The organism is Streptomyces neyagawaensis, assembly GCF_023516595.1.
In the GTDB taxonomy this organism is placed as follows: Bacteria; Actinomycetota; Actinomycetes; order Streptomycetales; family Streptomycetaceae; genus Streptomyces; species Streptomyces neyagawaensis.
Window position 1 is genome coordinate 84,072 of sequence record NZ_JAMGBG010000039.1, and the last position, 26,713, is coordinate 110,784.

At 72.2% G+C, this 26,713-nt stretch carries 24 protein-coding genes and 1 pseudogene; 13 read left to right on the forward strand and 12 right to left on the reverse strand.

The genetic code is table 11. The annotated features are described in order from the left end of the window. Window positions 1–91 precede the first annotated feature (91 nt). Complete coding sequence (locus M8J73_RS18340) at window positions 92–1,036, reverse strand: NAD(P)/FAD-dependent oxidoreductase (protein WP_249828809.1); 945 nt, start codon at window positions 1,034–1,036, stop codon at window positions 92–94. Between the two features lie 77 nt (window positions 1,037–1,113). On the opposite strand from M8J73_RS18340, the gene M8J73_RS18345 reads away from it, so the two are divergent. The 6 genes from M8J73_RS18345 to M8J73_RS18370 all read left to right on the forward strand — a co-directional run bounded on the left by M8J73_RS18345 (window position 1,114) and on the right by M8J73_RS18370 (window position 6,542). Continuing rightward, window positions 1,114–1,713: a helix-turn-helix domain-containing protein gene (locus tag M8J73_RS18345; protein ID WP_055539260.1), complete on the forward strand. Its 600-nt coding sequence runs from the start codon at window positions 1,114–1,116 to the stop codon at window positions 1,711–1,713. A 104-nt stretch (window positions 1,714–1,817) separates the two neighbouring features. Beyond that, the gene (locus tag M8J73_RS18350; protein WP_055539259.1) at window positions 1,818–2,795 is read left to right on the forward strand and encodes an NADPH:quinone oxidoreductase family protein; all 978 of its coding nucleotides are present in this window, start codon (window positions 1,818–1,820) and stop codon (window positions 2,793–2,795) included. Further along, complete coding sequence (locus M8J73_RS18355; RefSeq protein WP_055539258.1) at window positions 2,792–3,976, forward strand: acyl-CoA dehydrogenase family protein; 1,185 nt, start codon at window positions 2,792–2,794, stop codon at window positions 3,974–3,976. Before M8J73_RS18350 ends, M8J73_RS18355 begins: the two co-directional genes overlap by 4 nt. Further along, entirely contained in the window at window positions 3,973–5,049 is a 1,077-nt protein-coding gene (locus M8J73_RS18360) for an acyl-CoA dehydrogenase family protein (protein ID WP_055539257.1), read from the forward strand. Before M8J73_RS18355 ends, M8J73_RS18360 begins: the two co-directional genes overlap by 4 nt. Window positions 5,050–5,323: 274 nt before the next feature. Next, window positions 5,324–6,196: a phosphatidylinositol-specific phospholipase C/glycerophosphodiester phosphodiesterase family protein gene (locus M8J73_RS18365; RefSeq protein ID WP_055539256.1), complete on the forward strand. Its 873-nt coding sequence runs from the start codon at window positions 5,324–5,326 to the stop codon at window positions 6,194–6,196. A 151-nt stretch (window positions 6,197–6,347) separates the two neighbouring features. Further along, the gene (locus tag M8J73_RS18370) at window positions 6,348–6,542 is read left to right on the forward strand and encodes a hypothetical protein (protein WP_055539255.1); all 195 of its coding nucleotides are present in this window, start codon (window positions 6,348–6,350) and stop codon (window positions 6,540–6,542) included. Window positions 6,543–6,569: 27 nt separating this feature from the next. On the opposite strand, the gene M8J73_RS18375 is transcribed toward M8J73_RS18370, so the two are convergent. Both M8J73_RS18375 and M8J73_RS18380 read right to left on the reverse strand, forming a co-directional pair. Continuing rightward, entirely contained in the window at window positions 6,570–7,799 is a 1,230-nt protein-coding gene (locus M8J73_RS18375; protein WP_372503969.1) for a phosphodiester glycosidase family protein, read from the reverse strand. A gap of 57 nt (window positions 7,800–7,856) precedes the next feature. After that, window positions 7,857–8,231 carry a DUF779 domain-containing protein gene (locus tag M8J73_RS18380; RefSeq protein WP_055539253.1) on the reverse strand — a complete coding sequence of 125 codons (375 nt, stop codon included), beginning with the start codon at window positions 8,229–8,231 and terminating at the stop codon, window positions 7,857–7,859. Between the two features lie 316 nt (window positions 8,232–8,547). On the opposite strand from M8J73_RS18380, the gene M8J73_RS18385 reads away from it, so the two are divergent. The 5 genes from M8J73_RS18385 (at window position 8,548) to M8J73_RS18405 (ending at window position 13,671) form a co-directional block, all read left to right on the forward strand. Further along, window positions 8,548–9,561, forward strand: a complete 1,014-nt coding sequence (locus tag M8J73_RS18385; RefSeq protein ID WP_249828810.1) for a substrate-binding domain-containing protein — start codon at window positions 8,548–8,550, stop codon at window positions 9,559–9,561. Between the two features lie 319 nt (window positions 9,562–9,880). After that, the gene (locus M8J73_RS18390; protein ID WP_249828811.1) at window positions 9,881–12,268 is read left to right on the forward strand and encodes a sensor histidine kinase; all 2,388 of its coding nucleotides are present in this window, start codon (window positions 9,881–9,883) and stop codon (window positions 12,266–12,268) included. Between the two features lie 48 nt (window positions 12,269–12,316). After that, window positions 12,317–12,745, forward strand: a complete 429-nt coding sequence (locus tag M8J73_RS18395) for a roadblock/LC7 domain-containing protein (RefSeq protein WP_055514289.1) — start codon at window positions 12,317–12,319, stop codon at window positions 12,743–12,745. A 1-nt stretch (window position 12,746) separates the two neighbouring features. After that, window positions 12,747–13,103: a DUF742 domain-containing protein gene (locus M8J73_RS18400; RefSeq protein ID WP_055536796.1), complete on the forward strand. Its 357-nt coding sequence runs from the start codon at window positions 12,747–12,749 to the stop codon at window positions 13,101–13,103. A gap of 16 nt (window positions 13,104–13,119) precedes the next feature. Beyond that, window positions 13,120–13,671 (forward strand): GTP-binding protein, encoded by a 552-nt coding sequence (locus M8J73_RS18405; RefSeq protein ID WP_055536795.1) that lies wholly within the window; start codon window positions 13,120–13,122, stop codon window positions 13,669–13,671. 53 nt (window positions 13,672–13,724) lie between these two features. Here the strand turns inward: M8J73_RS18405 and M8J73_RS18410 are convergent, their stop codons facing one another. From M8J73_RS18410 to M8J73_RS18430, 5 genes are all read right to left on the reverse strand, one after another. Further along, window positions 13,725–14,111: a hypothetical protein gene (locus tag M8J73_RS18410; RefSeq protein ID WP_157873025.1), complete on the reverse strand. Its 387-nt coding sequence runs from the start codon at window positions 14,109–14,111 to the stop codon at window positions 13,725–13,727. After that, window positions 14,104–14,700, reverse strand: coding sequence for a hypothetical protein (locus tag M8J73_RS18415; RefSeq protein WP_055536793.1), 597 nt, complete (start codon window positions 14,698–14,700; stop codon window positions 14,104–14,106). Before M8J73_RS18415 ends, M8J73_RS18410 begins: the two co-directional genes overlap by 8 nt. A gap of 96 nt (window positions 14,701–14,796) precedes the next feature. Next, a complete protein-coding gene (locus tag M8J73_RS18420; RefSeq protein WP_055536792.1) occupies window positions 14,797–15,402 on the reverse strand; it encodes a TetR/AcrR family transcriptional regulator in 606 nt (201 codons plus the stop codon). Between the two features lie 27 nt (window positions 15,403–15,429). Then, window positions 15,430–17,448: a galactose-binding domain-containing protein gene (locus tag M8J73_RS18425; protein WP_055536799.1), complete on the reverse strand. Its 2,019-nt coding sequence runs from the start codon at window positions 17,446–17,448 to the stop codon at window positions 15,430–15,432. 617 nt (window positions 17,449–18,065) lie between these two features. Next, a complete protein-coding gene (locus M8J73_RS18430; protein WP_055536791.1) occupies window positions 18,066–18,455 on the reverse strand; it encodes a hypothetical protein in 390 nt (129 codons plus the stop codon). A gap of 117 nt (window positions 18,456–18,572) precedes the next feature. On the opposite strand from M8J73_RS18430, the gene M8J73_RS18435 reads away from it, so the two are divergent. Then, window positions 18,573–19,034: a MarR family winged helix-turn-helix transcriptional regulator gene (locus M8J73_RS18435; RefSeq protein WP_055536790.1), complete on the forward strand. Its 462-nt coding sequence runs from the start codon at window positions 18,573–18,575 to the stop codon at window positions 19,032–19,034. Window positions 19,035–19,142: 108 nt separating this feature from the next. Here the strand turns inward: M8J73_RS18435 and M8J73_RS18440 are convergent, their stop codons facing one another. Further along, window positions 19,143–22,295, reverse strand: coding sequence for a glycoside hydrolase (locus M8J73_RS18440; RefSeq protein WP_055536798.1), 3,153 nt, complete (start codon window positions 22,293–22,295; stop codon window positions 19,143–19,145). Window positions 22,296–22,581: 286 nt separating this feature from the next. On the opposite strand from M8J73_RS18440, the pseudogene M8J73_RS18445 reads away from it, so the two are divergent. Then, window positions 22,582–23,256: pseudogene (locus tag M8J73_RS18445) on the forward strand (hypothetical protein); the annotation flags it as partial. 133 nt (window positions 23,257–23,389) lie between these two features. On the opposite strand, the gene M8J73_RS18450 reads toward M8J73_RS18445, so the two are convergent. The 3 genes from M8J73_RS18450 to M8J73_RS18460 form a co-directional block, all read right to left on the reverse strand. Next, window positions 23,390–24,031: a cutinase family protein gene (locus tag M8J73_RS18450; protein ID WP_055536789.1), complete on the reverse strand. Its 642-nt coding sequence runs from the start codon at window positions 24,029–24,031 to the stop codon at window positions 23,390–23,392. A 168-nt stretch (window positions 24,032–24,199) separates the two neighbouring features. After that, the gene (locus tag M8J73_RS18455; RefSeq protein ID WP_249828812.1) at window positions 24,200–25,423 is read right to left on the reverse strand and encodes a PucR family transcriptional regulator; all 1,224 of its coding nucleotides are present in this window, start codon (window positions 25,421–25,423) and stop codon (window positions 24,200–24,202) included. Between the two features lie 122 nt (window positions 25,424–25,545). Then, complete coding sequence (locus tag M8J73_RS18460; protein ID WP_249828813.1) at window positions 25,546–26,694, reverse strand: alpha/beta hydrolase; 1,149 nt, start codon at window positions 26,692–26,694, stop codon at window positions 25,546–25,548. Window positions 26,695–26,713 lie beyond the last annotated feature (19 nt).

Below are 26,713 nucleotides of genomic sequence, written 5' to 3' on the forward strand. Positions count from 1 at the left end.
CTGAGGGAGAGGGCTGCGGTCCGTCGTTCGCGGTGCGGCCCGCGATGGCCCTGCGGGTTGCCCGCTCAGCCACCCCGAGGGGCCTTGTCACTTACGCCGGACTCTGCCTGTCCAGGTCCGTCATCAGGAGGTCTCCGTTGATCGTGGCTCCCGCCCGGTAGCCGGAGGAGGCCGCGTTGATGACCTGTTCGGAGAAGGCCATGGCGTTGCCCGCCGCCCAGATGCCGGGGATCGAGGTCTGGCCGGTCGCGTCGACCACGGGGTAGGAGCCGAAGGGGGTCTCGTGGAGGTCGGCGCCCAGGTGTTCGAGGAGGGCGGTCTGGGGGAGGGGGCGGGGGGCGGCGAAGAGGACCTGGCGGGGGTGGGTGGTGCCGTCGGTGAGGCGGACGCCGGTGAGGCGGTCGGCCTCGGTCAGCAGTGTCGCCACCTCGCCGGGGACGACCTGGACACCGGCCGCGGCGAGCCGGCGGAGGTCGTCGTCGGAGAGGTCGGTCTCGGGGACGGTGTGCAGGAACAGGGTGACGTCCTTGGACCACTGGGAGACCATCAGGGCCTGGTGCACGCTCATGGGGGTCGTGGCCAGCACGCCGAACGCCTGGTCCCGCACCTCCCAGCCGTGGCAGTACGGGCAGTGCAGCACGTCCCGTCCGAAGCGCTCGGCGAGGCCGGGGATCGGCGGGAGTTCGTCCTGGAGGCCGGTGGCGACGACCAGGCGCCGGGCGTGGAAGGTCCGGCCGTCGGTCAGGGTCACCGCGAAGGCGGCGTCGTCCGCGTCCTCGTCGCGGGTGACGTCGACCGCCCGGCCCCGGACGAGGTCGACGCCGTACCGGGCGATCTCCTCACGGCCCACGGCGAGGAACTCCTGCGGCGGCATGCCGTCCCGCGAGAGGTAGCCCTGCATGTGGGCGGCGGGCGCGTTGCGGGGCTCCCCGGCGTCGACGACCAGGGTCCGGCGGCGGGCCCGGCCGAGGACCAGGGCCGCGGACAGTCCGGCCGCGCCGCCGCCGATCACGATCACTTCGTACTGCTGGGTCATGGTGACCACCTCCACGGAGAAGGTCCCCCGAGAGCTGCTGCATTGACAAACCCCTTTGCTGAAACTGCAATGGCCGCATGAGCGAGAAGAGTGACGGGGCGAGCGGCACGGACGAGGTGCTCGCCGGGGTCGGGCCGAGACTGCGGGCCCTGCGGAAGGAGCGCGAGGTGACGCTCGCGGCCCTGTCGGAGGCGACCGGGATCTCCGTGAGCACCCTCTCCCGGCTGGAGTCGGGGCTGCGCAAGCCCAGCCTGGAGCTGCTGCTGCCGATCGCGCGGGCCCACCAGGTCCCGCTCGACGAACTGATCGGGGAGCCGCCCGTCGGTGATCCGCGGGTCCGGTCCAAGCCGATCGTGCGGCACGGGCGCACGTACTGGCCGCTCACCCGCCAGCCGGGCGGCCTCCAGGCCTTCAAGGTGCGCGTCGAGCCGGAGGGGCCCCAGGTCCCCGACCCCCGCACCCATGAGGGGTACGAGTGGCTGTACGTGCTCTCGGGGAAGCTCCGGGTGGTGCTCGGCGAGCACGACGTGGTGCTGACCGCCGGGGAGGCCGCCGAGTTCGACACCCGGGTGCCCCACTGGTTCGGGGCGGCGGGCGAGGCGCCCGCGGAGTTCCTCAGCCTGTTCGGGCCGCAGGGGGAGCGGATGCACGTCCGGGCCAAGCCCGCCCGCCCGTGACGCACGCTACTGTCCGCCGACTGTTCCCCGGAGGGCAAGCGACCGCTTAGTATGCGGATGTCAGTCGACCCCGGTCCGACGAAGCTGTCCCGTGGAGGCACCGCATGCAGGCATGGCAAGTGCACGAGAACGGCGAGCCGAGCGAGGTGATGCGGCTCCAGGACGTGGAGCGGCCCACGCCCGGCGACGGCCAGGTCCTGCTGAAGGTGCGCGCAGCGAACATCAACTTCCCGGACGTCCTGATGGCCCGCGGCCACTACCAGGTCCGTCCGCCGCTGCCGTTCACGCCCGGCGTGGAGATCTGTGGCGAGACCGAGGACGGCCGCCGGGTCATCGCCACCCCGGCGCTGCCGTACGGCGGTTTCGCCGAGTACGCCGTGGCGGACGCCGCGGCCCTGCTGCCGGCGCCCGACGCGCTGGACGACGCGGAGGCCGCCGCCCTGCACATCGGCTACCAGACGGGCTGGTTCGGCCTCCACCGCCGGGCCCGCCTCGAAGCGGGGGAGACCCTGCTCGTCCACGCTGCCGCAGGAGGGGTCGGCAGCGCGGCCGTGCAGCTCGGGAAGGCGGCCGGCGCCACGGTCATCGGGGTCGTCGGCGGCGCCGACAAGGCCGCCGTCGCCCGGGAGCTGGGCTGCGACGTGGTGGTGGACCGGCGCAGCGAGGACGTCGTCTCCGCCGTGAAGGACGCCACCGGGGGCCGGGGTGCCGACGTGATCTACGACCCGGTGGGCGGCGAGGCCTACACGCAGTCGACCAAGGTCGTCGCCTTCGAGGGCCGGATCGTGGTCGTCGGCTTCGCCAGTGGCACCATCCCGAGCCCCGGCCTCAACCACGCCCTCGTCAAGAACTACTCGATCCTCGGCCTGCACTGGGGCCTGTACAACACCAAGAACCCGAAGCTGGTCCAGCACTGCCACGAACAGCTCACCGAACTGGCGGCGCGTGGCGTCGTCAAGCCCCTGGTGAGCGAGCGGGTGCCGCTCGACGGGGCCGCGGCCGCCGTCCAGCGCGTCGCGGACGGTGTCACCACCGGCCGGGTCGTCGTGGTGCCCGCACCGGAGAACGGAGCCGCCGCATGACCGACGCAGCCGAACTGAGGCGCCGCACCGCCGAGTTGCTGGCCGCGCACCCGCCCGCCACCACCGACCGGTTGGACTTCCTGCGCGCCCGCTTCGACGCCGGGCTCGCCTGGGTGCACTACCCGGAGGGCCTCGGCGGCCTCGGCGCCCCCCGCTCCCTCCAGGCCGTCGTGGACGCGGACCTGGCGGCGGAGGGCGCCCCCGACAACGACCCCCGGCGGATCGGCATCGGCCTCGGCATGGCCGCGCCCACGATCCTCGCCTACGGCACCGAGGAGCAGAAGCGGCGCTATCTGCGGCCCCTGTGGACCGGGGAGGAGGTCTGGTGCCAGCTGTTCAGCGAGCCCGGCGCCGGATCCGACCTCGCCGCGCTCGGCACCCGCGCCGTCCGCGAGGACGGGGGAGACTGGGTCGTCAACGGGCAGAAGGTGTGGACGTCCAGCGCCCATGTCGCCCGCTGGGCCATCCTCATCGCCCGCACCGACCCGGACGTGCCCAAGCACCGGGGCATCACCTACTTCATCTGCGACATGACCGACCCCGGCATCGAGGTCCGGCCGCTGCGGCAGATCACCGGCGAGGCCGAGTTCAACGAGGTCTTCATCACCGACGTCCGCATCCCCGACTCCCGCCGCCTCGGCGACGTCGGCGACGGCTGGAAGGTCGCCCAGACCACCCTCAACAACGAACGCGTCGCCATCGGCGGTATGCGGCTGCCCCGCGAGGGCGGCATGATCGGCCCCGTCTCCAAGACATGGCGCGAACGCCCCGAACTGCGCACCCACGACCTCCACCAGCGGCTGCTCAAGCTGTGGGTCGAGGCCGAGGCCGCCCGCCTCACCGCCGAGCGGCTGCGCCAGCAGCTGGTCGCCGGTCAGCCCGGCCCCGAGGGCGCCGGCATGAAGCTCGCCTTCGCCCGCCTCAACCAGGAGATCAGCGGCCTGGAAGTCGAACTCCGCGGCGAGGAGGGCCTGCTGTACGACGACTGGACCATGCGCCGCCCCGAGCTGGTCGACTTCGTCGGCCGCGACGCCGGCTACCGCTACCTCCGCTCCAAGGGCAACAGCATCGAGGGCGGGACCACCGAGGTCCTGCTGAACATCGTCGCCGAGCGCGTCCTGGGCCTGCCCTCGGAGCCGCGCACCGACAAGGACGTCGCCTGGAAGGACCTCGCCCGATGACCGACCTTCTGTACACGGAGGAGGAAGAGGCCCTCCGCGCGGCCGTCCGCGACCTGCTCGCCGACCACTGCGACGCGGCCGGTGTCATCGCCCGCGTCGAGACGGACGCCCCGCACGACACGGCGGCCTGGAAGGCGCTCGCCGAGGGCATGGGCCTCGCCGGACTCCTCGTGCCCGAGGACCGGGGCGGCCAGGGCGCCACCCACCGCGAGGCCGCCGTCGTCCTGGAGGAGCTGGGGCGTGCCGTCGCCCCCCTGCCGTACCTCACGAGCGCCGTCGTCGCCACCGAGGCCCTGCTGGCCTGCGCCGCCGACGACCTGCTCGCCGAACTGGCCTCCGGCCGCAGGATCGGCGCCCTCGCGGTCGCGCTGAACGTCCCCGCCGGCGGTGCCTACAAGGTCGTACGGTTCGAGGGCGGCGCCCTGCACGGCGAGCTGACCGGCATCGCGGACGCGGCCGTCGCCGACGTGCTGCTCGTCCCCGCCGACGACGGCGGGCTGTACGCGGTCGACGCCTCCGCCGCGACCGTCACCCCGCAGCCGTCCCTGGACCTGACCCGGCCCCTGGCGACGGTCGCCCTCGACGGGGCGCCCGGCCGCCTCCTCGGCGACGCCGAGCCCGCCGTACGCCGGGCCCTGCGCGCCGGGGCCGGGCTGCTTGCCTCCGAGCAGCTCGGGCTCGCCGACTGGACGCTGACCGAGACGGTCCGGTACCTCAAGGAACGCAAGCAGTTCAACCGGCCCGTCGGTGGCTTCCAGGCGCTCAAGCACCGGCTGGCGCAGCTGTGGCTGGAGGTCGTCAACCTGCGGGCGGCCGCCCGCAACGCGGCCGACGCGCTCGCCACCGGCAGCGACGACATCGACGTGGCGGTGGCCGTCGCCCAGGCGTTCGCCGCGCCCGTGGCCGTCCACGCGGCCGAGGAGGCGCTGCAACTCCACGGCGGCATCGGCATGACCTGGGAGCACCCGGTCCACCTGTATCTCAAGCGGGCCAAGGCCGACGCGATCGCGTACGGCACCGCGGGCGCCCACCGGGAGGCACTGGCCGAACTGGTCGACCTGCGCGCCCCCTGAGCCGCCGTCAGCCGCCGCCGGCCCCGGTCAGCCATCGACGGAAGGCGCCACGGCAGCAAGCGGATGCACGCGGCAGCACGTGGAAGCACGCGGAAGCGCGCGGAAGAGCGCGGAGAGCCCGTCCCACCTGGGGCGGGCTTTTCCGCGCGCCCCGCACGGACGGGGTGAACACACGACGGCGGTCCGGCCAACTCCTGGCCCGTACATGCTCTTTGCGCGGTAAGGGACCCCATACTCGCTGGGGTCCCGTACGCCACCTCAAGGGAGGCAGAGCATGGCCCTCACCACCCGCCGCAGAGCCCTCACCACCCTCGGCGCCGCCCTCGCCGGACCACTCGCCCTCCCCGCCGCCGAGGCCCTCGCGGCGGAGGACCGCCGGCGCCGCCCCCGACCGCTGTGGCGGGCCCACGCGCACAACGACTACGAGCACCCGCGCCCCCTCCTCGACGCCCTCGACCACCGCTTCGGCAGCGTCGAGGCCGACATCTTCCTCGTCGACGGCCGACTCCTCGTCGCCCACGACCCCGAGGACCTCGACCCCGCCCGCACCCTGGAATCCCTCTACCTGGCGCCGCTCGCCGCCCGGGTCCGCGCCCACCACGGCTCCGTGTACCGGGGACACCGCGGGCCACTGCAACTCCTCATCGACATCAAGACCGAGGGCGCCGCGACCTATCGGGAACTCGACCGGCAACTGCGGCGCCACCGGCATCTCTTCACGACCTACGCGCACGGCCGGGTGCATCCCGGACCGGTGACGGCCGTGATCTCCGGGGACCGGGCCGCCCGCGTCCCCATGGAGGCGCAGACCGTGCGGCACGCCTTCTACGACGGGCGGCTCGCCGACCTGGTGGGCGCGACACCCGCGCCCGCCTCCCTCATCCCGTTGATCTCCGACAACTGGTCGCTGAACTTCACCTGGCGGGGCGCCGGTTCGTTCCCGAAGGCCGAGCGGACCAAGCTGCGCGCCCTCGTCTCCACGGCGCACGGGCGCGGACAGCGGGTCCGGTTCTGGGCCACGCCCGACGTCGCGGGTCCGGACCGGGACGCGGTCTGGGGCGAACTCCTCGCCGCGGGCGTGGACCACCTCAACACCGACGACCTCGCGGGCCTCGAAGCCTTCCTGGACACCCACCGGGCTCTGTAGGGCCCGTCGTTCGGACCGCGCCCGGGCCACGGGGGCGCGACACGGCCGACACCACACGTTCGGCGGACACGTCAGCCGCACGGACCAACCCTCCGCTACGCCACACTTGCGGCCGAATGCCGCGAAGTGGACGTGGCGGAGGAGGTTGACGATGGCCATTTCCATCTCTGTGGTGCTGCTGCTCGTGATCCTGGCGGTGGTCTTCATGCGCAACGGCGCGCTGAAGCTCTCGCACGCCGCCGTCTGTGTGCTGCTCGGGTTCTCCATGGCGAGCACGAGCCTCGCGCCGACCATCCACAACGGCATCACGGCCACGGCGGACATCGTCAGCAGCCTCAAACCCTGAGCCGGGCCCCCACCCGTTCCTCCGCCGTCACGGCTGGGTGAACACCCCGATCCCGTTCGGCACGGGTCGTTCCTCGCCGGCGCTGGGGTGGTTCCGTACGGTCACGGCGCTCTCGCCGGCGGCACGGGCGACCAGGGTGGAGGAGCCGCCGCCGTCCAGGCTGAACGCGTCGTCCGAGCCCAGTCCCCGCATCACCTCCGCGACCTCGGCGATGGTGAGGCCGGACCGGTGGGCGGGGGCGCCGTCCAGGGCGAGCAGCAGCAGCCGGTGGCCGTCCTCGGCGACACCGGCGGCCGTGCGCACCGCCGAGACCGTGTCGTCGAGGCCCGGCAGCGGCCGGCCCGACCGCAGGACCGGGTAGCCGCCGAGCGCGAAGGCGTAGGCGGTGCCCGTCGTCGCCGCCACCAGGCGGTGGCGCACCTGGACCGGGTCGCCGGGGGAGAGCTTGCGCAGCCACCGGGCGCCCGCCTCACGGCCGACGAGGACCGTGGCGCCGGGCGCGACGGCACCGCCGCCGGGCGCGGGCGCGACGGAGACCACCCGGCCGTCGGCGACCAGCACCTCGTGGACGTCGGTGCTGCACGGTGCCGCCCGGTCGGTGTCGGTGCCGCACACGGCCCGCATCCGGGAGACGGTGCCCCAGTCGGAGGTGAACGCGCCGACGGAACCGACCGGCAGGGCGTACTGGTTGAGGCCGCCGAGCGGGAGGACGTCCCCGGCGGTGGTGACGGAACCGTCGAGGGCGATGCTGTCGAGGCGGGCCACGCCGTCGGCCGTCACGCCGAGCACGTCCTTGGTGCTGGTGCCGGGCGGCAGGGCAGGGCCGAAGCGCTGGCCGTCCGGTACGGCGGCCTTCAGGGCTTGTCCGCGGGCGATCGCCGGGCCCACGGAGGCGCCCGTGGCCGTGACACCCGGGTGCTGGACCTCGGTGATGTTGAAGAAGTCGCCGTTCACCCCGGCCACGGCACCCGCGGCGGTCGCCATCCGGGACACCGTCTGCCGTGCGGCAACCGCGCCCGGGTACAGCAGGCCGACACCCACCCGGCGATCGCGCAGGTCGACGCTCAGCACATGGGCGTGCGCCACACCCTGCGCGCCCGTCACATCGAACTCGATGTACGCGACGCCCGGCGCGAGGTCGGCGGCCCGGGGCGCGGCGGTGACCGGCGCCGCGCCCACGAGGGCCGCGCCGGTGAGCACACTCCACGCCGAGAGAACCGTCAGTACCGCCCTGAACCGTCCGCCACGACGTGTCACGGTGCCCCCTGATGTCTCGTCAACCGTCCCAGGACCCAGGGGAAGTGCACCAGACGACTACCGGCCGGGCGGCGGCTCCGGGCCGACGACGCGGGAACGGATCAGGAAACGCACTCCTTCGGGTGCCTCCAGGGAGAAGCCGCTGCCCCGGCCGGGGACGACGTCGACGATGAGCCGGGTGTGGCTCCACACCTCGTACTGACCGCGGGACATCCAGAAGCCCACCGCCTCGTCGACGCCGTCGACCTCCAGTTCCGCGAGGAGGACGTCCGAGTCGCCCGTACGGAACTCGCCGTCGGGGTAGCACATGGGGGCGCTGCCGTCGCAGCAGCCGCCCGACTGGTGGAACATCAGCGGGCCGTGGGCCACCCGCAGCCGCCGGAGCAGGTCGGCGGCCGCGGGGGTCAGCTCTACACGCGGGACCACATCCATGGCCGCAGTCAACGCCCCGTCAGGTTGCGAGGACGTTGCGCGCGGCCCCGTCACTCCTCCTCGACAGGATGGGAAGTTGGCCGGATCCGAGCGGTGCCGGATTTGCGGGATTCCCGATGGGTGACACGTGTGCACCGGTCGCGTCCGACCTGTCACAGCAATACATCGATTTCGTTGGTCACTTGACTACCGGGCGTCACACGCGATTGGCTCCGCCCAGCGAAAGTCAGCCAGTCACCGCACGTCAGCGCGGTGATCGCGGCGTTTTCGCCCCCCGACGTCCCGCCTTGGCCGCACAGCGAGGTGCCGCACCCTCATGAACCCAGCCCCCGCCGCCCGCCGTTCCTCCCTCCTGTTCCGCGCCGCGGCCCTCGCCGCCGCCGTCTGTCTCACCGTCGCCGGATGCTCCGTCCTCACGGGCGCCGACTCCGACGAGGGTGACGGGGCGTCGGGCGGGTCGGGCGGAAGCGGGATGAAGGTCGCCCTCATCACCCACGGGGCGGAGGGGGACGCCTTCTGGGACCGGGTGCGCAAGGGAGCGGAGGCCGCGGCGGCCAAGGACGGCATCGACCTGACCTTCGTCAGCGACCCCGACGCCGCGGGCCAGGCGAAGCTGGTGCGGAACGCGATAGCCGACAAGGTCGACGGCATCGCGGTGACCCTCGCCAAACCCGGGGCCATGCGCGGCGCGGTCGCCGAGGCCCGCGCGGCCGGCATCCCCGTCGTCGCCCTCAACTCCGGTATCGACGCCTGGCGGTCACAGGGCCTGCTGGGCTTCTACGGCCAGGACGAGTCCGTCGCCGGACGGGCGCTCGGCAAGGAACTGGACGCCCGTGGCGCCCGGCACGCCGTCTGCGTCATCCACGAACGCGGCAACGTCGCCCTGGAGGCCCGCTGCGCCGGCGTCCGCAAGACCTTCGGCGGACAGACCGAGAACCTCTACGTCGACGGCGCCGACATGGACCAGGTGACCGGCGTGATCGCCGCGAGGCTCCGCCAGGACCGCTCGATCGACGAGGTCGTGACCCTCGGGGCGCAGTACGCGCTCGCCGCCGTCGAGTCCGTCAAGGACGCCGGGGGCCGGGCCGACGTCGCCACCTTCGACCTCAACGCGGACCTGGTGAAGGCCGTCAGGAGCGGTGCCGTGCAGTTCGCCGTGGACCAGCAGCCCTACCTCCAGGGCTACCTCGCGGTCGACGGGCTCTGGCTCTACCGCACCAACGGCAACATCAGCGGCGGCGGTGTGGAGCCGGTGCTCACCGGCCCCGCCTTCGTGACCAGGAAGAACATCGCCGGGATCGAGAAATTCGCCGCGAACGGCACCCGCTGACGCGATGCCGACGCCCCGCCCGGACACGATACGAACGGCACGCCCGCACACCGGGCGCACAGCCCTCACGCGGCCGCCGCGAACACCAAACGGAACCCTCCGTTCGGACACGGGTTCACCACGGATCCCAACCATCCGGAACGGTCCGGTAACGGCGGCACCAAGCTTTCGACCTCCCCGGACGCACGCGTTCACTTGTGCGGATAACATCCTGCGCATCCCCTGTGCACCGTGCTGACGGGTGACCACCCACCACCCTCGGCCGCCGAAGGCCCGCCCCCGAACCCCTTCCGCTCCCCGCAACCGCCCAAGGACGACGATGCCCTCAAGGACCGGCGCCCGGCGCCGTCTCGGCTCCATACGTCTCTCGCTGATCCTGCTGGCTCTCATACCCAGCGTCACGCTCACCGCGAGCTGGGCCATGACGACGACGCAGATGTTCTCCGAGGGGCTGCGGCTGCGGGCACAGACGGGGCTGAGCAAGTCCACCGGCGCCATGGGCACCGAGGCCACCCTGGCCCTCCAGCGGGAGCGGGTCCTCTCCGCCGCCTACATGGCCGCCCCCGGCAGCTCCAGGGCGGCCCTGGAGGAACAGCGCGGGAAGACGGACGCGGCGGTCACCCGGCTCGCCGCGAAGGCGGACGCCATCGAGGACGCCCCCGACCGCGTCGGCGAGCGGCTGTACTCGGTGATGGCCGGCTCCGGCAGCCTGGAGTACTACCGGGGCCAGGTGGACAACCCCACCGACATCACCCCCGAGCAGATCCTGGACCAGTACACCGAGATCATCGACGGCCAGATCCACGCCTTCCAGGAGCTGTCCCAGGTCGACGACGGCGACCTCACCTCCCAGGCCGGCCCGCTCGTCACCCTCGAACAGGCCGCGGAGCTGGTCTCCCAGGAGGACGCCCTCCTCACCCTGAACTGGCCCGCCGGGGAACTCGACGACGCCTCCCGTGAGCGTTTCGCGCAGGTGGTCAACGCCCGGCGCTGGCTGGTCGACAACCAGCTCGTGCCCTCCCTCGAAGGGGAGGTGAAGAGCGAGGTCGAGCGCATCGTCCAGGACAAGGACTGGCAGAACCTCCTGGCGGTGGAGGACCAGATCCTCTCCGCCCACGCCACCGGCAAGAACCACAGGACCGCGCTGCCCGACTCCCAGGACCGCTGGGACACCACCATGAACAGCCTCTCCCTCCAGTACGAGAAGCTGATCCGGGAGCAGACCAGCGCCCTGCTGGACCGCAGTGGCGAGGAGGCCCGTGGACTGCTCATCAAGGCCGGCTCGCTCAGCGCCGCCGGGCTCGCCGCGCTGCTGCTGTGCGTCGTGATGTCGTGGCGCATCACCCGTTCCCTGTCGCTGCGGCTGCGCGGCCTGAGGACCGCCACGCTCAGCCTCGCCCAGGAGCGGCTGCCCGACGTCGTCGCCCGCCTGGAGCGCGGCGAGAAGGTCGACGTCGACACGGCGGCGGCCCCGCTGGACTACGGCACCGACGAGCTCGGCCAGGTCGCCAAGGCGTTCAACGCCGCCCAGCGCACCGCCGTGCACACCGCCGTCGAACTCGCCGACACCCGGCGCGGCTTCCAGCGCGTCATCCTCGGCATCGCCCGGCAGAGCCAGAACCTGGTCAACCTCCAGCTCACCAAGCTCGACAAGCTGGAGCGCCAGCACCAGGACCCGGAGATCCTCAAGGGCCTGTACGAGCTGGACTCCACCGCGAGCCAGCTGCGCCGATACGAGGAGAACCTCGTCATCATCAGCGGTGAGCGGCCCGGCCGTACCTGGACCGAGCCCGTCGCGCTGATCGACATCCTGCGCAGCGCCGTCGGCGAGGTCGCCCAGTACCAGCGCGTCGAGGTGCACACCGAGGACGACGTGTGGATCGCCCCGCCGGCCGTGGCCGACGTGATCCACCTCCTCGCCGAGCTGATCGACAACGCCACCTCGTACTCGCCGGCCCCCAGCCCCGTGAGCGTGCGCGCCGCGATCGTGGCGAAGGGCCTCGTCCTGGAGGTCGAGGACCGCGGGCTCGGCATGTCCGAGGAGGACTACGAGGCGTTCAACGCCCAGCTGGCGGTGCCCCCGCAGTTCGACGTGGTGGCCCTCGCCGACGACCTCCGGCTCGGCATGTTCGTCATCGCCCGGCTCGCCACCCGGCACGGCATCGCCGTCACCCTGCGGGCCTCGCCGTACGGGGGCACCACCGCGATCGTGCTGATCCCGCACGACATCGTCGTCCACGAGGCCCCCGAACCCGAGAGGGACGGCACCGACGAGGACGAGCCGCCCGTGCGGTCCTCCCTCGTGGCCCGGCGGGTCGCCGCCGCCGAGCCCGAACCCGTACGGACCGAGCCCGAGCCAGAGCCGGAGGACCGTCCCGCCGCGCCCACCCGGACCCCCGGGGCCCCGGCCGCGAACGGCACCAGGAGCGCGGCCCGCGAGTCCTCGGCCCGGACGAACGGCGGCCGGATCCCGCTGCCCCGGCGGGTGCCGCAGACCAGCCTGGCGGCCGAGCTGAAGGAGGAGACGGCGCCCTGCCCCGACGGCGACGGCGACGACTTCACGGCCGAGCGAGCCGCCTCCTCGCTCGCCGGTTTCCAGCGCGGAACACTTCAGGCACGTGACGACGAGGCGGAACCCGAGTACGTACTGGGGGAGGATTCCGCTTCCGTCGACCCGGGAGACCGGATCCCCGCCTCCGGCACCTGACGTCCCCATCGACTCCCCCGTCGCAGCCCGCTCATGAAGGACACACAGATGACACGCCCCATCCCCGCCACCCACAGCCAGCTCGACCAGCTGCTCACCGGACTGGTGGACCGGGTCGCCGAGGTCGACCACGCCGTCGTGCTCTCCGAGGACGGGCTGGTCGTCAGCAAGTCCACCGCGTTCCTGCGCGACGACGCCGAGCGGCTGGCGGCGACCGCTTCCGGGCTGATGAGCCTCAGCAAGGGCGTCAGCATGGACTTCCGCGGCGGTCCCGTGCGTCAGCTGCTCATAGAGATGGGCAACGCCTTCCTCATCCTCACCAACGCCGGGCCCGGCGCCAACCTCGCCGTCCTCACCCGGCAGGGCGCGGACGTCGGAGTGGTGGCGTATCAGATGAACATGCTGGTGAAGAAGATCGGCGAGCACCTCAGCGCGGCCCCGCGCGCGGGCGTGGTCGTCGCGGACAGCGGCGAGTGAGGTGAACGGAGGCGACGCGGCGGGCCGGCTGGTCCGCCCGTTCACCCTGACCGGCGGCCGGACCAGACCGAGTCGGAGCGACTTCACCCTCCTCACCACGGTGACGGCGGTGGACCCGCAGCCCGTCGGCGCGGCCCGGCCGCAGCCCGAGCACACCCGGATTCTCAGACTCTGCGCCAAGCCGATCGTGGTGGCGGAGCTGGCCACCGGGCTCGACCTTCCGGTGAGCGTGGTGGCGATCATGCTCTGCGACCTGCTGGAGGCGGGCCGGATCACCGTACGGCAGCCGCGGCTGATCTCCCGCACTCCCGACCTGGACCTGCTGAAGAAAGTGAGGGACGGCCTTGGCCGCCTCTGACCCCACCCCACAGGGGATGCCGGCTCCCGACGCGGTGAAGATACTCATCGCCGGCGGATTCGGCGTCGGCAAGACGACCATGGTCGGGTCGGTCAGCGAGATCGTCCCGCTGCGCACCGAGGAACCCCTCACCACGGCGGGACTCGGCGTCGACGACCTCGACGGCATCCCCGACAAGCAGGCCACCACGGTCGCCCTGGACTTCGGGCGGATCAGCATCGGGGACGACCTCGTGCTGTATCTGTTCGGTACGCCCGGGCAGCAGCGGTTCTGGTTCATGTGGAACGACCTGGCGATCGGCGCGCTCGGTGCGGTGGTCCTCGTGGACGTCCGCAGACCGGAGTCGAGCTTCGCGGCGATCGACTTCTTCGAACGCCGGAAGATCCCCTTCGTCATCGGCGTCAACGGTTTCTACGGCGAGCACCCCTACGAACCGGACGAGATCCGCGAAGCGCTGGCCCTGCCCGAGCACACCCCGGTCCTCCTCTTCGACGCCCGCGAACGCGCCTCCTGCCGAGACGTGTTGATCGGCCTCCTGGACCAACTGATCGCGACGTCGGCCCGCTGAACGAGGGCGGCCACGGGACGTCTGCGGCGGTCGGCCGTCGGCGGCCGCGCGGGCTAGGGGAGGGCCCGCTGCACGTCGACGAGCATGCTCTGGGCGAGTTGGGCGGCGCCCGCGCCCGCGCCGGTGACCGCTCCCGTCGCGAGGGCGGCGAGCACCGCCCTGACGCGTGCGTGGAGCCGGCGCAGGCGGCCCGGGTCGGGCTCGTCGGCCGCGGCCTCGTCCAGCAGTTCGCCCGCGTCCGCGCGCAGGGTCACGGCGTCCGCCGGGGAGAGGCCGAGTTCGCCGATCCTGTCCAGGAGGGTTCGCACGGCAGCCTGGAGGTCGTCGAGGGCGGCCGGTCCCGCGGCGATGTGCTGGGTCTGTGTGACCTCCTGGCTCCCCCAGGCGATCTGGCTGTTGTGCACCGGCCCGTGGAACACCGGCCCGCCTGCGTCAGCCATGGAGGCCGCCCTCCGCGGAGGCGGCGGGCAGCAGCGGGCGCAGGACGTTCGCCAGCGCCCTGGTCCGGGAGGCGCGACCGCCACCGGTCGAGTCCAGTGCGGCCACGGTCACGGCGACGAAGCGCGTGATGGCCCGCCGCAGCCGGTCCAGGTCCGGCACGGGCCGGTCCAGCTCCGCCGTGAGCTCCCGCGCGGCCTGCCGCACGGGGTCGAGCGTCCGCGCACCGACCACCAGCGCACCGACGGCGTCCGCCACGGCCCGCACCTGGTCCGGGGTGACGTTCGGAGCCTGGACGACCTGATGGATCACCTGATGCTGGTGGACGCTCCCGTTGTTGACGGCGATCTGACTACCCGAGACGGCCTTCTTGAAGACGACGAAGTGGTGGTGGAGCTGGGTCGGCTCCGCCGGTGGCACGACGGGGGCCGCCGGGTAGGTCGAGGTGGGTGTGCGCTCGGTCGCCCTGGCCTGGGGTGAGGTGGGTGTGCGCTCGGTGGCCCTGGCCTGGGGTGAGGTGGGTGTGCGCTCCGCCGACTGTCGCCACGTGGTGCGGCTCCCCGTCTGGCGATACTCGAACTGACCGGCCATGTGCGCTCCCCCTTGGACGACGGCCATGTCGATCAGGTCATTCTATCCAAATCAGGCTATCCGTGCAGGGGTTGGGCAAAAATGCGCGGCGGCCCCTCAGGGTCGGGCCTTCTCGCGGACGAGGCCGGAGACGTGGTCGGTGATGGTGTCCAGGATGTTCGTCCAGGTCGTGTCGTCGCCCAGGACCAGGAAGTTGAGGGTGAGGCCGTCCGTCATGGCGGCCAGATAGCGGGCCAGGACCGGGACGGGGACGGTCAGTTCGAAGTCCATCGTGCGGCGCAGGTGGTCGATCAGTTCGGTGTACGTGTCGCAGTACATCTCGTACTGGCGCCGCGCCAGGTGCTCGAACCCGGGCTCCCGCAGGGCGTACTGGGTCAGCTCGTAGGTGAGCATGTGCTCGCCCGGGTGGGCGGACACATGGTCCCAGTACGCCTGGAAACCGGCCCGGACGGTCTCCCTGAGCGTCTCCCGAGGACGGATCGCCTCCCGCACCAGCGCCACGTAGTGGCCGGTGATGGTGGTGATGACGGACTCGATCAGCTCCTGCTTCGAGGCGAAGCAGTAGTGGAAGACGCTCAGGGACACGCCTGCCTCGGCCGCGATGGACCGGGTCGTCGTCCTGGGGACGCCGTCCCGGGTCATCGCGCGGATCGCCGCTTCGGTCAGCTGTCTGCGGCGTTCGGCCGACGGCAGGCGTGCCATGTGGTTCCCTTTCCCCCGTGCGTGCGGTCAGCCGCCGTGGACGCCGACCTCGTAGAGCGAGTAGCCCCAGTCGGTGCCCCGGTCGACCCCCTGCATTCGAACATAGCGGGCGGGGACCGCGGAGAACGTGGCCGTGTCGAGGCCGCCGTCACCCGAGGTCGTGGACCACACGGTCTTCCAGTTCGAGCCGTCGGTGGAGACGTCGATCCGGTACGACCGGCCGTAGGCGCGCTCCCAGTCGAGGGTGACCCGCTTGACGGTGTGGGTGGAGCCGAGGTCCACCTTCCACCACTGGTCGTCGTTCCAGTCGCTCGCCCAGCGGGTGCCGCCGTCACCGTCCACGGCCCGGCCGGGCTGGTAGCTGGTGAAGGGGTTCGACTCCGACGCGCTCGCCGTGGCCGTGGCGCCCTTGGCGAGGTTCACGCCCGCCTTGTGCGCCTCGGACGCGCCCCAGGTGTCGAGGTACGACTCGGCCCCCCGGAACAGGTCGTCCACGACGCCCTTGCCGCCGACGAGCCGGATGTCCTCGATCCAGTCCGGGACCATGCCGACGTGGGCGGCGCCGTCGGTGTTGAAGTCGAAGGTGCGCTGCCCGGTGGTCTGCTTGTCGATGGTCGAGCCGCCGTCGGCGCTCTTGAAGGGGTACTTCACGGGGTTCGAGGCGTTCGCGCCGCGCGGCGCGGGGTGGTCGCCGATGCCGTTGAAGTCGGTGCCGAAGCCGTACCCCACGTCGTACTTGGCCCGCAGGGCGTCCGTGCGCGCGGCCTCCTCGCTGAACTCCTCCGAGCCGTGCATGTACTGGGCGACGAAACCGCCGAGGGAGTAGACCCGCTCGGTCCAGTTCAGGTCCATCCAGCTGTGCGAGGACAGCACGCCCGGGTACGACTCGGCCTCGAAGATGTCGAGGACGCGGCCGGTGGCCTTGACGCTCATGTGGTCGATCTCGACCATCATCTTGCGCTTCATGATGCCGCGCAGGGCGTACTCACCGAGGTCGGTGAGGCCGCGCACGTTGCACTGGGCGTTGTCGTCGTACTCCGGGACCTCGGTGCCCGAGGGCAGGTCCGCCTCGGCCTTCGACGCGGCGTCGCCGATCGGGTTGTCCTTCTGCGGGCCCTTGCACTTCTCGGTCTGCCAGAACGTGCCGGTCGACAGGAACTGGCCGACGTTGATGGCGGTGCCGAGACCGTGCTCGTCGAAGCGGACGCCGCACAGCGCGTTGTCGAACTTGTGGCACAGGAACATGCTGCGCACACCCAGGTCGTACAGCTCGTCGAGGCCCTTGTCGATGTCCGACTTGCTGCACTGTGGGATGTCGAGGATCTGCTTGCAGCCGAACGGCTCGGACGTCTCGACGCCCAGCACGACCGCCAGCTTGCCCTGCGCGACGACCTCACGGGCCTGTGCGCTGTCCGTGACGATCCGGAACCAGCCCTTGCCGGTGCCGCCGTACTGGGCGTCGATGTAGGCCTGGAGGTCGTAGCTCAGCTTCGCCTGGAGCCGGATCGAGGTCATCTCGTCGCAGCTTCGGTCCTTGAACGGGTAGACCGAGCAGATCATCCCGTTGGTGACGAGGTCGTTGACGAGGACGCGCTGACCGCTGCGCCAGGCGCGCTCGACCCAGGCGTAGTAGTTGGCCTGGTGGGTCATCGAGTCGTAGGCCGGCCAGTCCTTGAACGTCGGGTAGCCGACCGGGTCGTGCTTGCCGTCGCCGCCGTGGGTGATGTAGTCGAAGATCGCGAGGGTGCCGTCGGGGTAGTGCTCGGGACAGTCCTTCAGGGCGTCGGCGATGCCGGACGTCGAGAAGACCTTGCCGCAGATCAGCCGACCGCCGAACGCCTCGTTGGAGAACAGGTGGTTGTGCGCGTCCACGAAGCCGCGCACCTCGCCCGCCGCGTTCGTGCCCTTGAACGGTTCGCCCGTGACGTTGATCTGGGAGTCGGGCGTCGGCCGCGCGGTGGGCTGCCACCAGTCGCCGGTGGCCGCCGAACTGGCCGACGGGCTGAGCAGCATGCCCATCGCGGTCAGGAACAGCGTCAGCACCATGAGGGGTCTGCGTCTGTGGTGGGCGCGTCGGGTCCAGGTCATCGGTCACGTCCTTGGTCGAGGGAAGCGCGGTCGATCGGCCAGACCCTGCGGGACGCGCGCACACCACGACGCCATGGCCCGGTTTTGTCATGGCTGGCACAAGCGATGTGACGAGAATCGCCACTGTGGTGATGCGAGTCAATAGTCCGGGACAGATGACCTGATGGTGATCGTGTGGTGGCCGGTGAGATGACGTCTCGTCAAACAGCTTGTGTCGCACGCCATTAGCAACGACCTCTGACAATTCGGGCCGGCGGAGGGCCGGCCTGGTCGGCGAGGTCGCGGCGCGGATGTGGCTCCAGCGGCACTGCGCGGAGGTGCGCCGGCGGTCGGGGCACGCGCGCGTGGAGTTCACGCTCGGCCGTCCGAGGTGGAGGCCGCCCGCAGTCGCGCGCGGGGCGGCCGCTGCCGGATCCCGCTGGTCACGTCCGCGCTGGACCCGGAGCCGCGTTAGGCGTTCGACCTGCCCGAGCCGTTCTCGGTGGCAGGCCGTGAGCGGTTCCGGATCGTGGGCAAGGGCCTGCGCTACCGGTGCCGACCACAGTCGAACCCCCGGAGGCCGTGACCGGGGTGGTTCAGGATGACGAGTCGGCCGTGGAGACCGCGGCCGTGCCGGTGGCGGCCGACGCGGCCGTGCTCGACGTGGCGGGCTCGGGGAGGCCGGCCGTCCGAAGGCCCCGGCGGCCGGCCATACGGCAGCCGAGGCAGCCCGGGTGGCCGCCGCGGACGGAGCGGTCACGGACGCCGAGAGCCCACTGGTCCCTCGGCCGCGGCCCCGGCGGCTTGCCCCAGCCCGCGAGGTGCAGGACCCAGGTGACCAGGAGCGCGGCGACCGAGACGGCGATGCCCAGAGGGATGCCCGGAGCCCAGCCGCAGACACCCATGCCGAGCGCCACGGAACCGGCCGTGCCGATCGCGGTACCCGTCCAGCCGGCCACGGTGTGGCCCTCGTCGTAGAGACTCATGTGTCTGCTCCCCTCGCGCGCCGGGGCGCGCCACGGCGCGCCGTGGCCACGCCTACGGCGCCGGACGGTAATGTCTTAGTAGCTAAGGAATCTAGCCTGTCCCGGAGGCACATTTCAATGGAGGCCGAGCGTCACCCCACCGTCCCGGACGCCATCGGGGCCATGGACCGCATGATCGCGACGATGATCGTGGGACAGCAGGAGTTCGCGCGCCGGTTCGGCCTGAGCGTCACCGACCTGGTCTGCTTCGCCTATGTCCTGGAGGCCGGGAACACCCCGGTCACCGCCGGTGACCTGGCCACTCGTGCGCATGTCACGACCGGTGCGATCACCGGCGTCCTCAACCGCCTGGAGGGCCGGGGATTCGTCGCCCGCAAGCCGGACCCGGCCGACCGGCGCCGCGTCCTGGTGGTCGCCCAGCCGACCGCCGTCGAGCAGGCGATGACCCTCTACGGCCCGTTCTACGAGCGTCTCGCGGAACTCTTCGGCGGCTACACCCCCGACGAACTCGCCGTGCTCACCGACTGGTTCACCCGCGCCGGCGACGTGGCCCGCACCTTCCTGGAGGAGTCCCGCTAGAGGAGTCCCACTGGGCGCTGCGACATCTTCCCGCCCGTCGTCCACGAGGGGGCGGGCGGGAAGGTGGCGAGCGGTCCGGTCGACGCGGCCCCTTGCGGGGGGTGGGCCTCAGCGGCGTACGAGGTCGATCCGGTACCCGCGGGTCCGGGAGCCGTCCTCGGAGGTCACCGTGACGACGGCCGACGTCCGGTCGCCCGTGCCCGTGCGGTCCACGGTGACGGTCGCGTACGGGTCGCGGGCCGTGGCCGTGACCACCGCCCGGTGCGGGTGGGCCGTGGTGACGCGGTAGGCCGTCGTGTCCGGGTCGAAGGGCGCGATCGGCTCGCCCGCCACCTCGATCGAGGCCGCGGCGGGGTCCGCGGAGCGGCCGGGGCCCTTGGCGTACACCTCGATCTCGCTCATCGTGATGTAGCCGCCCGGGCGGGCCGTCATGACCACGCGGACGGCGGTGGCCGGTCCCGCGTCCAGGGGCACGTCGATCACCGGGGTGCCCTCGGTGCCGACCGGGACTGAGTCGCTCGCGTCGGTCCAGGGCCCGTCGGAGGAGGCGCGCACCTGGACCTTGAGGCTCTCCGGGAAGGAGACGTTGCCGCCGTCGCGGTGGAAGTGGGCGACGACGCGCGTCAGGTCGTGGGTCCTCGGCAGGGTGAAGGTGAGGGTGTCGGAGGGGTTCTTGGTGCCCGATCTCCAGTTGGACCAGGCCTTCTCGGACCGGTCGCCGTTGCGCAGCCGCTCCGCCGAGTAGCCGCTCTCGGTGAACGTGGCGTCGACGGAGACCTCGGGGTCGGGAGCGATGTTGGTCTGCGTGGCCTCGGTGACCTGGACGCGCACGGTCGCGTCGACCTCATCGCCGCCGACGACCCGGGCGGTACCGGAGAGCGTCACGACACCGGCCTTGGCGTAGGCCCCGGCGGGGGCCTCCTCCCAGGTCACGGGGAGACGGGTGCGGCCGTCGTGCCGGCCTACGCCGATGACCGTGGCCGGGAGTTCCGGCGTACCGCCGGCATGGGTCTTGGCGCGGCCCGGCAGTGTCGAGGCGATCGTGTCGACGGTGACGAGCGCCTTCGCCCGGAGCGTGCGGCCCAGCGCGTCGGTCGCCTCGCCCTCGACGCGCACCGTGCCGGGCTTCTTCCAGCGCCGGTCCGAGGGCAGGTCCCACACCACCGGCAGGGAGCCGCGGGCACCGTCCCGGAACACCGGCGTCACCGTCTCCGGCATCGTCGGCCGCAGCCCCGGCACGGTGAACACCTCGGCCCGCTCGGTGCGCAGCACCGTCTCGTCGGTCACGGCCCAGCGCTGGTTGGCCGCCGAGGTCGGTGTGTACGTCGACACCTTGGCGCCGTCCGCGGACGACTGACCCGTGACGTCGATCAGACGGCCGGTGGCGGCGTTGACGAAGGTCCAGGTGCCGTCGCCGGTCGTCGACATGATCCACTGAGCGGCGTCGGGGACCTCGCCGGCCGCCGTGTCCTCCAGCACGGCCTGGTTGTCGCGCACGGCGAGGCGCGTGCCGGTGGCGGCGTTGACGAGGGTGTACCGCTCACGGTTGCCGGTGCCCGGCGTCAGCTGCCGCACCGACCACAACTGCCGAGCGCTGCCGGGGTCGTTCGTGCGCTGGACGACGCCGGTGCCGTCCTGCGACGCGGTCAGCGACCTGCCGCTCTGGGCGCCCTGGAGCCGGTAGACATGACCGGGCCGCACCAGGGCGGCGTCCTTCGCCACCCCGCTGACGCCCTTGACCAGGAACGTGGTCACCGACTTGGCGGGGACGTCGAGCGTCGCCGAACGGTCGGTCACCCCGGCCGGGGTGCCGTGCACGAGAGCGCCGTCGGCGCTGGTCACCACGGGCGTGACGGTGGCTCCGGGGGAGACCGTGCCGAAGCGTGAGAGGTCGAGGGTGACGGAGCGGCCGGTGGTGCCGCTGTTGACGTGGACCACGGTCGCCGCACGGCCGGACTTCTTCACCGCGGCGACGCTCGACGGGTCGTCGACCTTGACGAACCGGTCGCCGGGGCGGATGTGATGGGTGAAGTTGCGGATGGTGTGGAACTTGGAGTTGGCCCGGATCGGGCAGGTCTCCAGGGTGTCGTCGGCGGTGCAGTTGAACGGGACGTGGACGCTGCCCCAGTTCTTGCCCGCCGCGGCCTGCGGGATCGCGTCCTCGATCGGCTGCCAGAACACCCAGGCGGACGGCTCCAGTTCCCGCATGTCGTCGACCATGCGCGTGGCGATGCCGAGCCCCGGCTCCATGCCCGTGAAGTCGGTGCCCGTCCCCCAGGTGCCCTCGACCTCGCTCATCCAGAGCTTCTTGTCGGCGCCCTTGGCGATGTCGCGGGCGCTGGTGCGCATCCCGGTGCCGTAGGTGTGCACGTTCAGTTGGGGGAGGGCCGCCCGCGTGGAGGCGTCGTAGGCGTTCCAGTTCTGGGTGAAGATCGTGGGGTTGGTCTCGTCCATCGCCGAGATCTCGGCGTCGGTCCTCGCCCCGTCGAGCGCCTTGTCGAGCGCGCGGACGACCTTCTGCTGGAGCGCCGGGCCCGCGTGCGCTCCCTCCTGGCGGCCTCCGGTGGGCTGGCCGTTCGCGCCGATCTGGGTGCCCCAGTAGTTGGTGTTGGGCTCGTTGAGGGGGGCGATCGTGTCGAAGTCGATGCCGTGCGCCTTCTCCAACTCCTCCGTGACGCGCACGAGATAGGCGGCGAACTCGTCGACGCGGTCCGCGCGGATCTGGTCCGTGTTCGCGTCGAAGCCGCCGGAGACATAGCCGCTGACGGTCTGGAACCAGGGCGGGGAGTTGCTGAACGCCTCCCACTTGGTGACCTTGTCCTTGACCTGGTCCACCCACCAGCGCTGGCCGGCGTCGGCGTCCCAGTTCCAGTGGTCGGGGTTCACGGGGTCCCACCACTCCATGTCCTGCCGGGTGGTTCCCTCGGGGGCCTTCCAGAAGCCCTCCATGGTCGCGCCCGTCTTCATGTAGTCCTTGCGGACGTCCGGGGCGTTGCCGCCGCCGATGTTGTAGCGCGCGATGTTGAGGGCGAGTCCGTCGTCGTCGAACAGCATGTCCACGAGTCGTCTTCGGATGGGCTCCGGATAGCGGCCCGTCGCGTTGGCGAACCAGACGAGGCTCGTGCCCCAGCCCTCGAACTCCTGCTGCCGGTACGAGGGATCGATCCGTACCGTGACTCCGCTCCGCGCCGCCGGGGCCGGTGTGTCCGCGACCACCGGCGGCGCGGCCACCAGGCCCGCGCCCAGCACCAGGGGAAGCATGGGCGCCAAGGCCCGGACGATGCGATGCCGTTGGGACACGGCACTCCCTTCCAGAACACAGAGCTGAACAGAACCGATCAGAAGGAATCGCGCTCTGGGCATGCTTGATGACGGAAATGAACACGTCAAGACGGAGGGCGGCATTGAACGAGCCGACGGAACCGCGGCGTGGCGGGAGCTGGTGCCGGACGACAAAGGCGCCACCGGCCGCTGCGTTCTTGTGAGCACGGGCGGGGCGGAAGGTACTCGCGGTCCTACCGTCCCACCCATGAACACGAGTCGCAGCGACACCGCCGCCTTCCTCACCGGCACGCCCGCCGTGCGGGACTTCCGGCTCACCAACCAGGCGGTCCTCGGCGCCCTGATGGACGACCACTCCGTACCACTCGCCTTCCTCCGGAGCAGCGTCGGCTTCTTCGACGGCGGCCCCGTCGTCGACAAGAGCTTCCCCGTGGCCAACGGCGGTGCGAGCCGACCGGGCCTGTTCGGCGGCGAGTACAAGGCCATCCCCGACCGTCCCGGCGGGCCCCTCTACACCTGGCGCAATGACGACCGGGTCGGCGACCCCGACGACCCCGGATACCGGTCCGCCGACGGAACGCCGTTCACCGACGCCGGCAAGGAGGTCACCGACATCCAGGAACTCGCCCGCAGCCTGGCCGAGCAGCCGCTGGACTTCATTGAGCAGTACTTCCCCACCAAGCTGGTCACCGACCTCCAACTCTCCGGCTCGCCCCAGGTGGAGCGGCTGATCGTCCACCCCGACGGTCTCACCGCCGACCCGACCCTCACCGTCCTCGCCGGCGACGGACTCCTCGCGGGCCGCGTCCCCGCCGACCTCGACCCCGTCATCGCGCCCGGCTACCAGCACCTCGACGTCCTGACCGTCGCGCCCGTCCAGAACGACGGGCGGCGGCCCGAACCCGTTTCCACGAGCCTCGCGGCGTTCGCCCGCGAGCCCAACTACGCGTCGCCGGCATGGGAGGAGGGCCCGGGAGGAAGCTCCTCCCGGGCCCTTTGCCCTGTCACCGGCCGGTACGGCCCGTACGGCCGCCCGTCCGGCCCGGACGCGGGGAACCGGGCCGGAGGCGGTCTCAGACCCTGCCCGCGGCGAAGGCGGCCGCCGCGTCGGCGTTGTTCCGGTAGCTCAGGTGTGCGCCCACGTCACCGCCGCCGCTCTCGCAGATCGGGTCGCCGGCGGCGCAGAAGTCGATGGTGCGGCTCTGGTAGACGCCGGTGACGCTCTTGCCGATGGCCCGGATCGGGTTGCCGAACAACAGCACCGCCGCCACCCTCGGTTCGAGCGCGGCCGGGATGGTGGCCACGATGGGACTTCCGACGACCGCGCCGGCACTGCTGATCCCGATCGAATTGTCGACGACGTTCGCGCCCTGCGAATAGCCGACGAGAACGAAACGCTGATTCGGGCAGGAGGCGGCCTGACTCCTCACGTGGTTCACCAGATCCGCGTTGCCCTGTGCGGCCGACGTGGGGGAAAGGTCGGCGGGATAGTTCACCTTGTAGCTGGAGAGGCTTTTGCCGCTGATTTTCTGCCGCAGCGCGGAATACACCGGGTCGCCGACGATGAAGCCGAGCGTGCCCGGCTCGAACGTGCCGCGTGCTGACACGACATCGAGGTCCGTGCAGGCCGCGGCCGTCGCCGCGGGTGCCGAGAGGGTGACGAGTCCGGCCCCGCCGACGAGTGAGAGCGCGGCGAGACACAAGCGGATACGCATGGGGATCCTTTGCGGGTGGGGCGCTTTACGCGCCGTGGGAAAGGACGTCCCCGAACGTATTCGCTCTGCCAGTTCCTCTGTTATGGCCGGGAATTCAGAATTTCCCCGGCTTTTTGTGGCACGGTGAGTGCGGTCGCATACGAGCGCGGGCCGCGGGCGTCGCCGCGGTCATGGCGCGGCTGTGGCGTCCTGGTCGCCGAGCGACTCGGCGCGCAGGGCCAGGATGAGATCCAGCCGCGCGTCGGGGTCGTGCAGGGCGTCACCGAAGAGCTTCTCCAGCTGCCGCAGGCGGTAGCGGACCGTCTGCGGGTGGATGTGGAGACGGGCGGCGACCTCGGGCACGTTGCTGCCGCCGAGCAGCCACGCGAGCAGCGTCTCCGCGAGCCGTGAGCGCTGCCCCTCCGACACCGTGTCCAGCGGGGCCAGCGCTCGCGCCCGCAGGTGCCCGAGCATCGCCTCGTCGCCGTACAGCAGCAGCGTCGACAGATGGTCGGCGCAGCGCACCACGCCCTGCCGGGGCAGGATGCCGCGCCCCATCAGACCGAGGGCCCGGGTCGCGCAGTGCAGCGAACGGGCGGCCTCCGTCACGGGCACCGTCGGACCGATCGCCGCCGGCCTGCCGCGCAGCGCCAGGGTGAACGCCCGCCCCCCGAAGCGTCCGGAACCGTCCGGGTCGGGCACCAGCATGCGGGGCGGCCGGGAATCCATGTCGACCAGCGCCCCGGCCGCCGCCAGCGGACGGTCCGCCTCCCGCTGCTCCGGGGTCGCCGCGAGTGCCACCACGGCGACCTGCCGCGGCACCGACCAGCGGGCCCCGTGCGCCAGGTCCTGCACGGCCTCCGGTGACACTGGGCCCCCGCCCAGCAGCAGGTCGAGCAGCCGCTTGCGGCGCCGCTCCACCTCCTCCGCGCTGTGCGGCCGGGCTTCCGCGTAACCGGCGGCGGCCGCCTCGGCGACCTCGTGCACGGTCCGGAACGCCAGCTCGCCCAGCGCCGCCACGACCCCCGAGTCCAGGCCCAGGTTCTCCGCCGTACGGCCCATCAGCCGCCACGCGTGCAGACCGCCGACCCGCAGCGCGGACTGCAACGCCTCCAGACCGCGGCCCTCCAGCGCCTCGCCGCGCCCCAGTTCGTAGTACGTCGCGGTGATCGCCGCCCCCTGGCCGAGGGGATCGGCGATGTGGTCGACGAACAGGGTCAGCGCCTGCACGACACCCGCCCTGAGGTGCGCGCGGTGCGTCCCGTCCGCCGGCCGGGCGTACTCCGGGACCTGTCTGCGCACCTCCGCCTCCACCTCGTCGGCGACGGCCTCCAAGTGGTCGCGCAGCAGTGTGGCCAGATCGGGGGGTACGGGGGTGGCGGCGGGGCCGTGCGGCGGGGTGGGGGCAGCCACGGCCGGCCCTCCTTTCACCCGGAAGCGGCTCACTCGCGGGCCGGTGCCCGTGGGGCGAGGGACAAGTCCCGGGTTGGACGGATGTCCCCTGCGCTCCGTTCCGTGCCCCGACGGCACCGCCCTCACGCCGGCACCCCCAGCGCACCGGCGAGCATCGGCCACGACGCGGTGAACTCCCGCTTCCAGTAGGCCCAGCTGTGCCCTCCTCCCGCGTAGAAGTGGGTCGTCACCGGGACCCTGAGCCGGGCGAGCGTGTCGGTGAAGGCGTGCGCGGACGGCCACAGCGCGCTCTCCAGCGCCTCCGGCAGCCAGTCGCCGACGCCGCCGACCACCCCACTGCCGCCCGACACATACAGGGCGGTGCCCCGCAGCCCCGCCGCACGGGAGCGCGGGTTGAAGTCCCGCCAGGTCAGCGCGTTCAGGAAGGGGTTGCCCCACAGGGACAGGGGCGCCAGGTTCTCGCGGGCCACGATGGCGTCCATCAGCGTGGGCACACCGGGGGCCGTCGTGTCGAGGATGCCGCTGTAGGACGCCGCCGCGGTGAACATCCCCGGATGCCGGGCCGCGTGCGCCATCGCCCCGTAACCGCCGGTCGAGACCCCGGCGACGACACGGACACCGGAGGCCCGGTAGTCACGGGCCAGCAGCGCCGGCACCTCGACCAGCTGGAACCTCTCGTAATCGGCGCCGCTGCGCCAAGCCGTCGGGATGCCGGTGGGCCCCGCGTCCGGCATCGCCACGATCAGCTCCCGGCCCGCCGTGAACGCCTCGATGTCCGTCTCCCGGGTCCAGGACGTGTAGTCGTCGTGGGCGCCGTGCAGAAGGTACAGCACGGGGTACGTCCGGTCGGGCCTCGTACCGAACGAGGACGGCAGGATCAGCCGCACCGGCGCGCTGCGGCCGAGCGCGGCGGAGGGCAGCGAGACGTCGAGGGTGCGGGGGCCGAGGCGGGTGGCGGCCGCTCCGGAGGAGGTGGTGACGGTTCGCGGGGTGGGGGTGGGGGAGGTGACTCGGGCGGCGGCGCGGGCGGTGGTGGCGTGGCTGCCGGCCGAACGGCCCGTGGCGGCCTCGGCGGTGGCCGTGCCCGCCGCGCCGAGGAGGGCGGCCAGACCGCCGGCGGCGGACGCTCGGGTCACGGCACGGCGGGACGGTGCGGCGGAGCGGTCGGGGGCGCGGCTGGGCGCGCGGCCCGGGGCCCGGTCGGGGACGGCGGTCGCCCGGGGCGGGGCTCCGGCGGGTTGTGGGGGTGTCCCGGTGTCATGGTGGGGCATGGCGGCTCTCCTCGTTCGG

Excerpts from the sequence above, each read along its gene's own strand:
- M8J73_RS18340 (WP_249828809.1), bottom strand. The coding sequence starts at position 1,036 with ATGACCCAGCAGTACGAAGTGATCGTGATCGGCGGCGGCGCGGCCGGA.
- M8J73_RS18345 (WP_055539260.1), top strand. The coding sequence starts at position 1,114 with ATGAGCGAGAAGAGTGACGGGGCGAGCGGCACGGACGAGGTGCTCGCC.
- M8J73_RS18350 (WP_055539259.1), top strand. The coding sequence starts at position 1,818 with ATGCAGGCATGGCAAGTGCACGAGAACGGCGAGCCGAGCGAGGTGATG.
- M8J73_RS18355 (WP_055539258.1), top strand. The coding sequence starts at position 2,792 with ATGACCGACGCAGCCGAACTGAGGCGCCGCACCGCCGAGTTGCTGGCC.
- M8J73_RS18360 (WP_055539257.1), top strand. The coding sequence starts at position 3,973 with ATGACCGACCTTCTGTACACGGAGGAGGAAGAGGCCCTCCGCGCGGCC.
- M8J73_RS18365 (WP_055539256.1), top strand. The coding sequence starts at position 5,324 with ATGGCCCTCACCACCCGCCGCAGAGCCCTCACCACCCTCGGCGCCGCC.
- M8J73_RS18370 (WP_055539255.1), top strand. The coding sequence starts at position 6,348 with ATGGCCATTTCCATCTCTGTGGTGCTGCTGCTCGTGATCCTGGCGGTG.
- M8J73_RS18380 (WP_055539253.1), bottom strand. The coding sequence starts at position 8,231 with ATGGATGTGGTCCCGCGTGTAGAGCTGACCCCCGCGGCCGCCGACCTG.
- M8J73_RS18385 (WP_249828810.1), top strand. The coding sequence starts at position 8,548 with ATGAACCCAGCCCCCGCCGCCCGCCGTTCCTCCCTCCTGTTCCGCGCC.
- M8J73_RS18390 (WP_249828811.1), top strand. The coding sequence starts at position 9,881 with ATGCCCTCAAGGACCGGCGCCCGGCGCCGTCTCGGCTCCATACGTCTC.
- M8J73_RS18395 (WP_055514289.1), top strand. The coding sequence starts at position 12,317 with ATGACACGCCCCATCCCCGCCACCCACAGCCAGCTCGACCAGCTGCTC.
- M8J73_RS18405 (WP_055536795.1), top strand. The coding sequence starts at position 13,120 with ATGCCGGCTCCCGACGCGGTGAAGATACTCATCGCCGGCGGATTCGGC.
- M8J73_RS18410 (WP_157873025.1), bottom strand. The coding sequence starts at position 14,111 with ATGGCTGACGCAGGCGGGCCGGTGTTCCACGGGCCGGTGCACAACAGC.
- M8J73_RS18415 (WP_055536793.1), bottom strand. The coding sequence starts at position 14,700 with ATGGCCGGTCAGTTCGAGTATCGCCAGACGGGGAGCCGCACCACGTGG.
- M8J73_RS18420 (WP_055536792.1), bottom strand. The coding sequence starts at position 15,402 with ATGGCACGCCTGCCGTCGGCCGAACGCCGCAGACAGCTGACCGAAGCG.
- M8J73_RS18425 (WP_055536799.1), bottom strand. The coding sequence starts at position 17,448 with ATGGTGCTGACGCTGTTCCTGACCGCGATGGGCATGCTGCTCAGCCCG.
- M8J73_RS18430 (WP_055536791.1), bottom strand. The coding sequence starts at position 18,455 with ATGAGTCTCTACGACGAGGGCCACACCGTGGCCGGCTGGACGGGTACC.
- M8J73_RS18435 (WP_055536790.1), top strand. The coding sequence starts at position 18,573 with ATGGAGGCCGAGCGTCACCCCACCGTCCCGGACGCCATCGGGGCCATG.
- M8J73_RS18440 (WP_055536798.1), bottom strand. The coding sequence starts at position 22,295 with ATGCTTCCCCTGGTGCTGGGCGCGGGCCTGGTGGCCGCGCCGCCGGTG.
- M8J73_RS18450 (WP_055536789.1), bottom strand. The coding sequence starts at position 24,031 with ATGCGTATCCGCTTGTGTCTCGCCGCGCTCTCACTCGTCGGCGGGGCC.
- M8J73_RS18460 (WP_249828813.1), bottom strand. The coding sequence starts at position 26,694 with ATGCCCCACCATGACACCGGGACACCCCCACAACCCGCCGGAGCCCCG.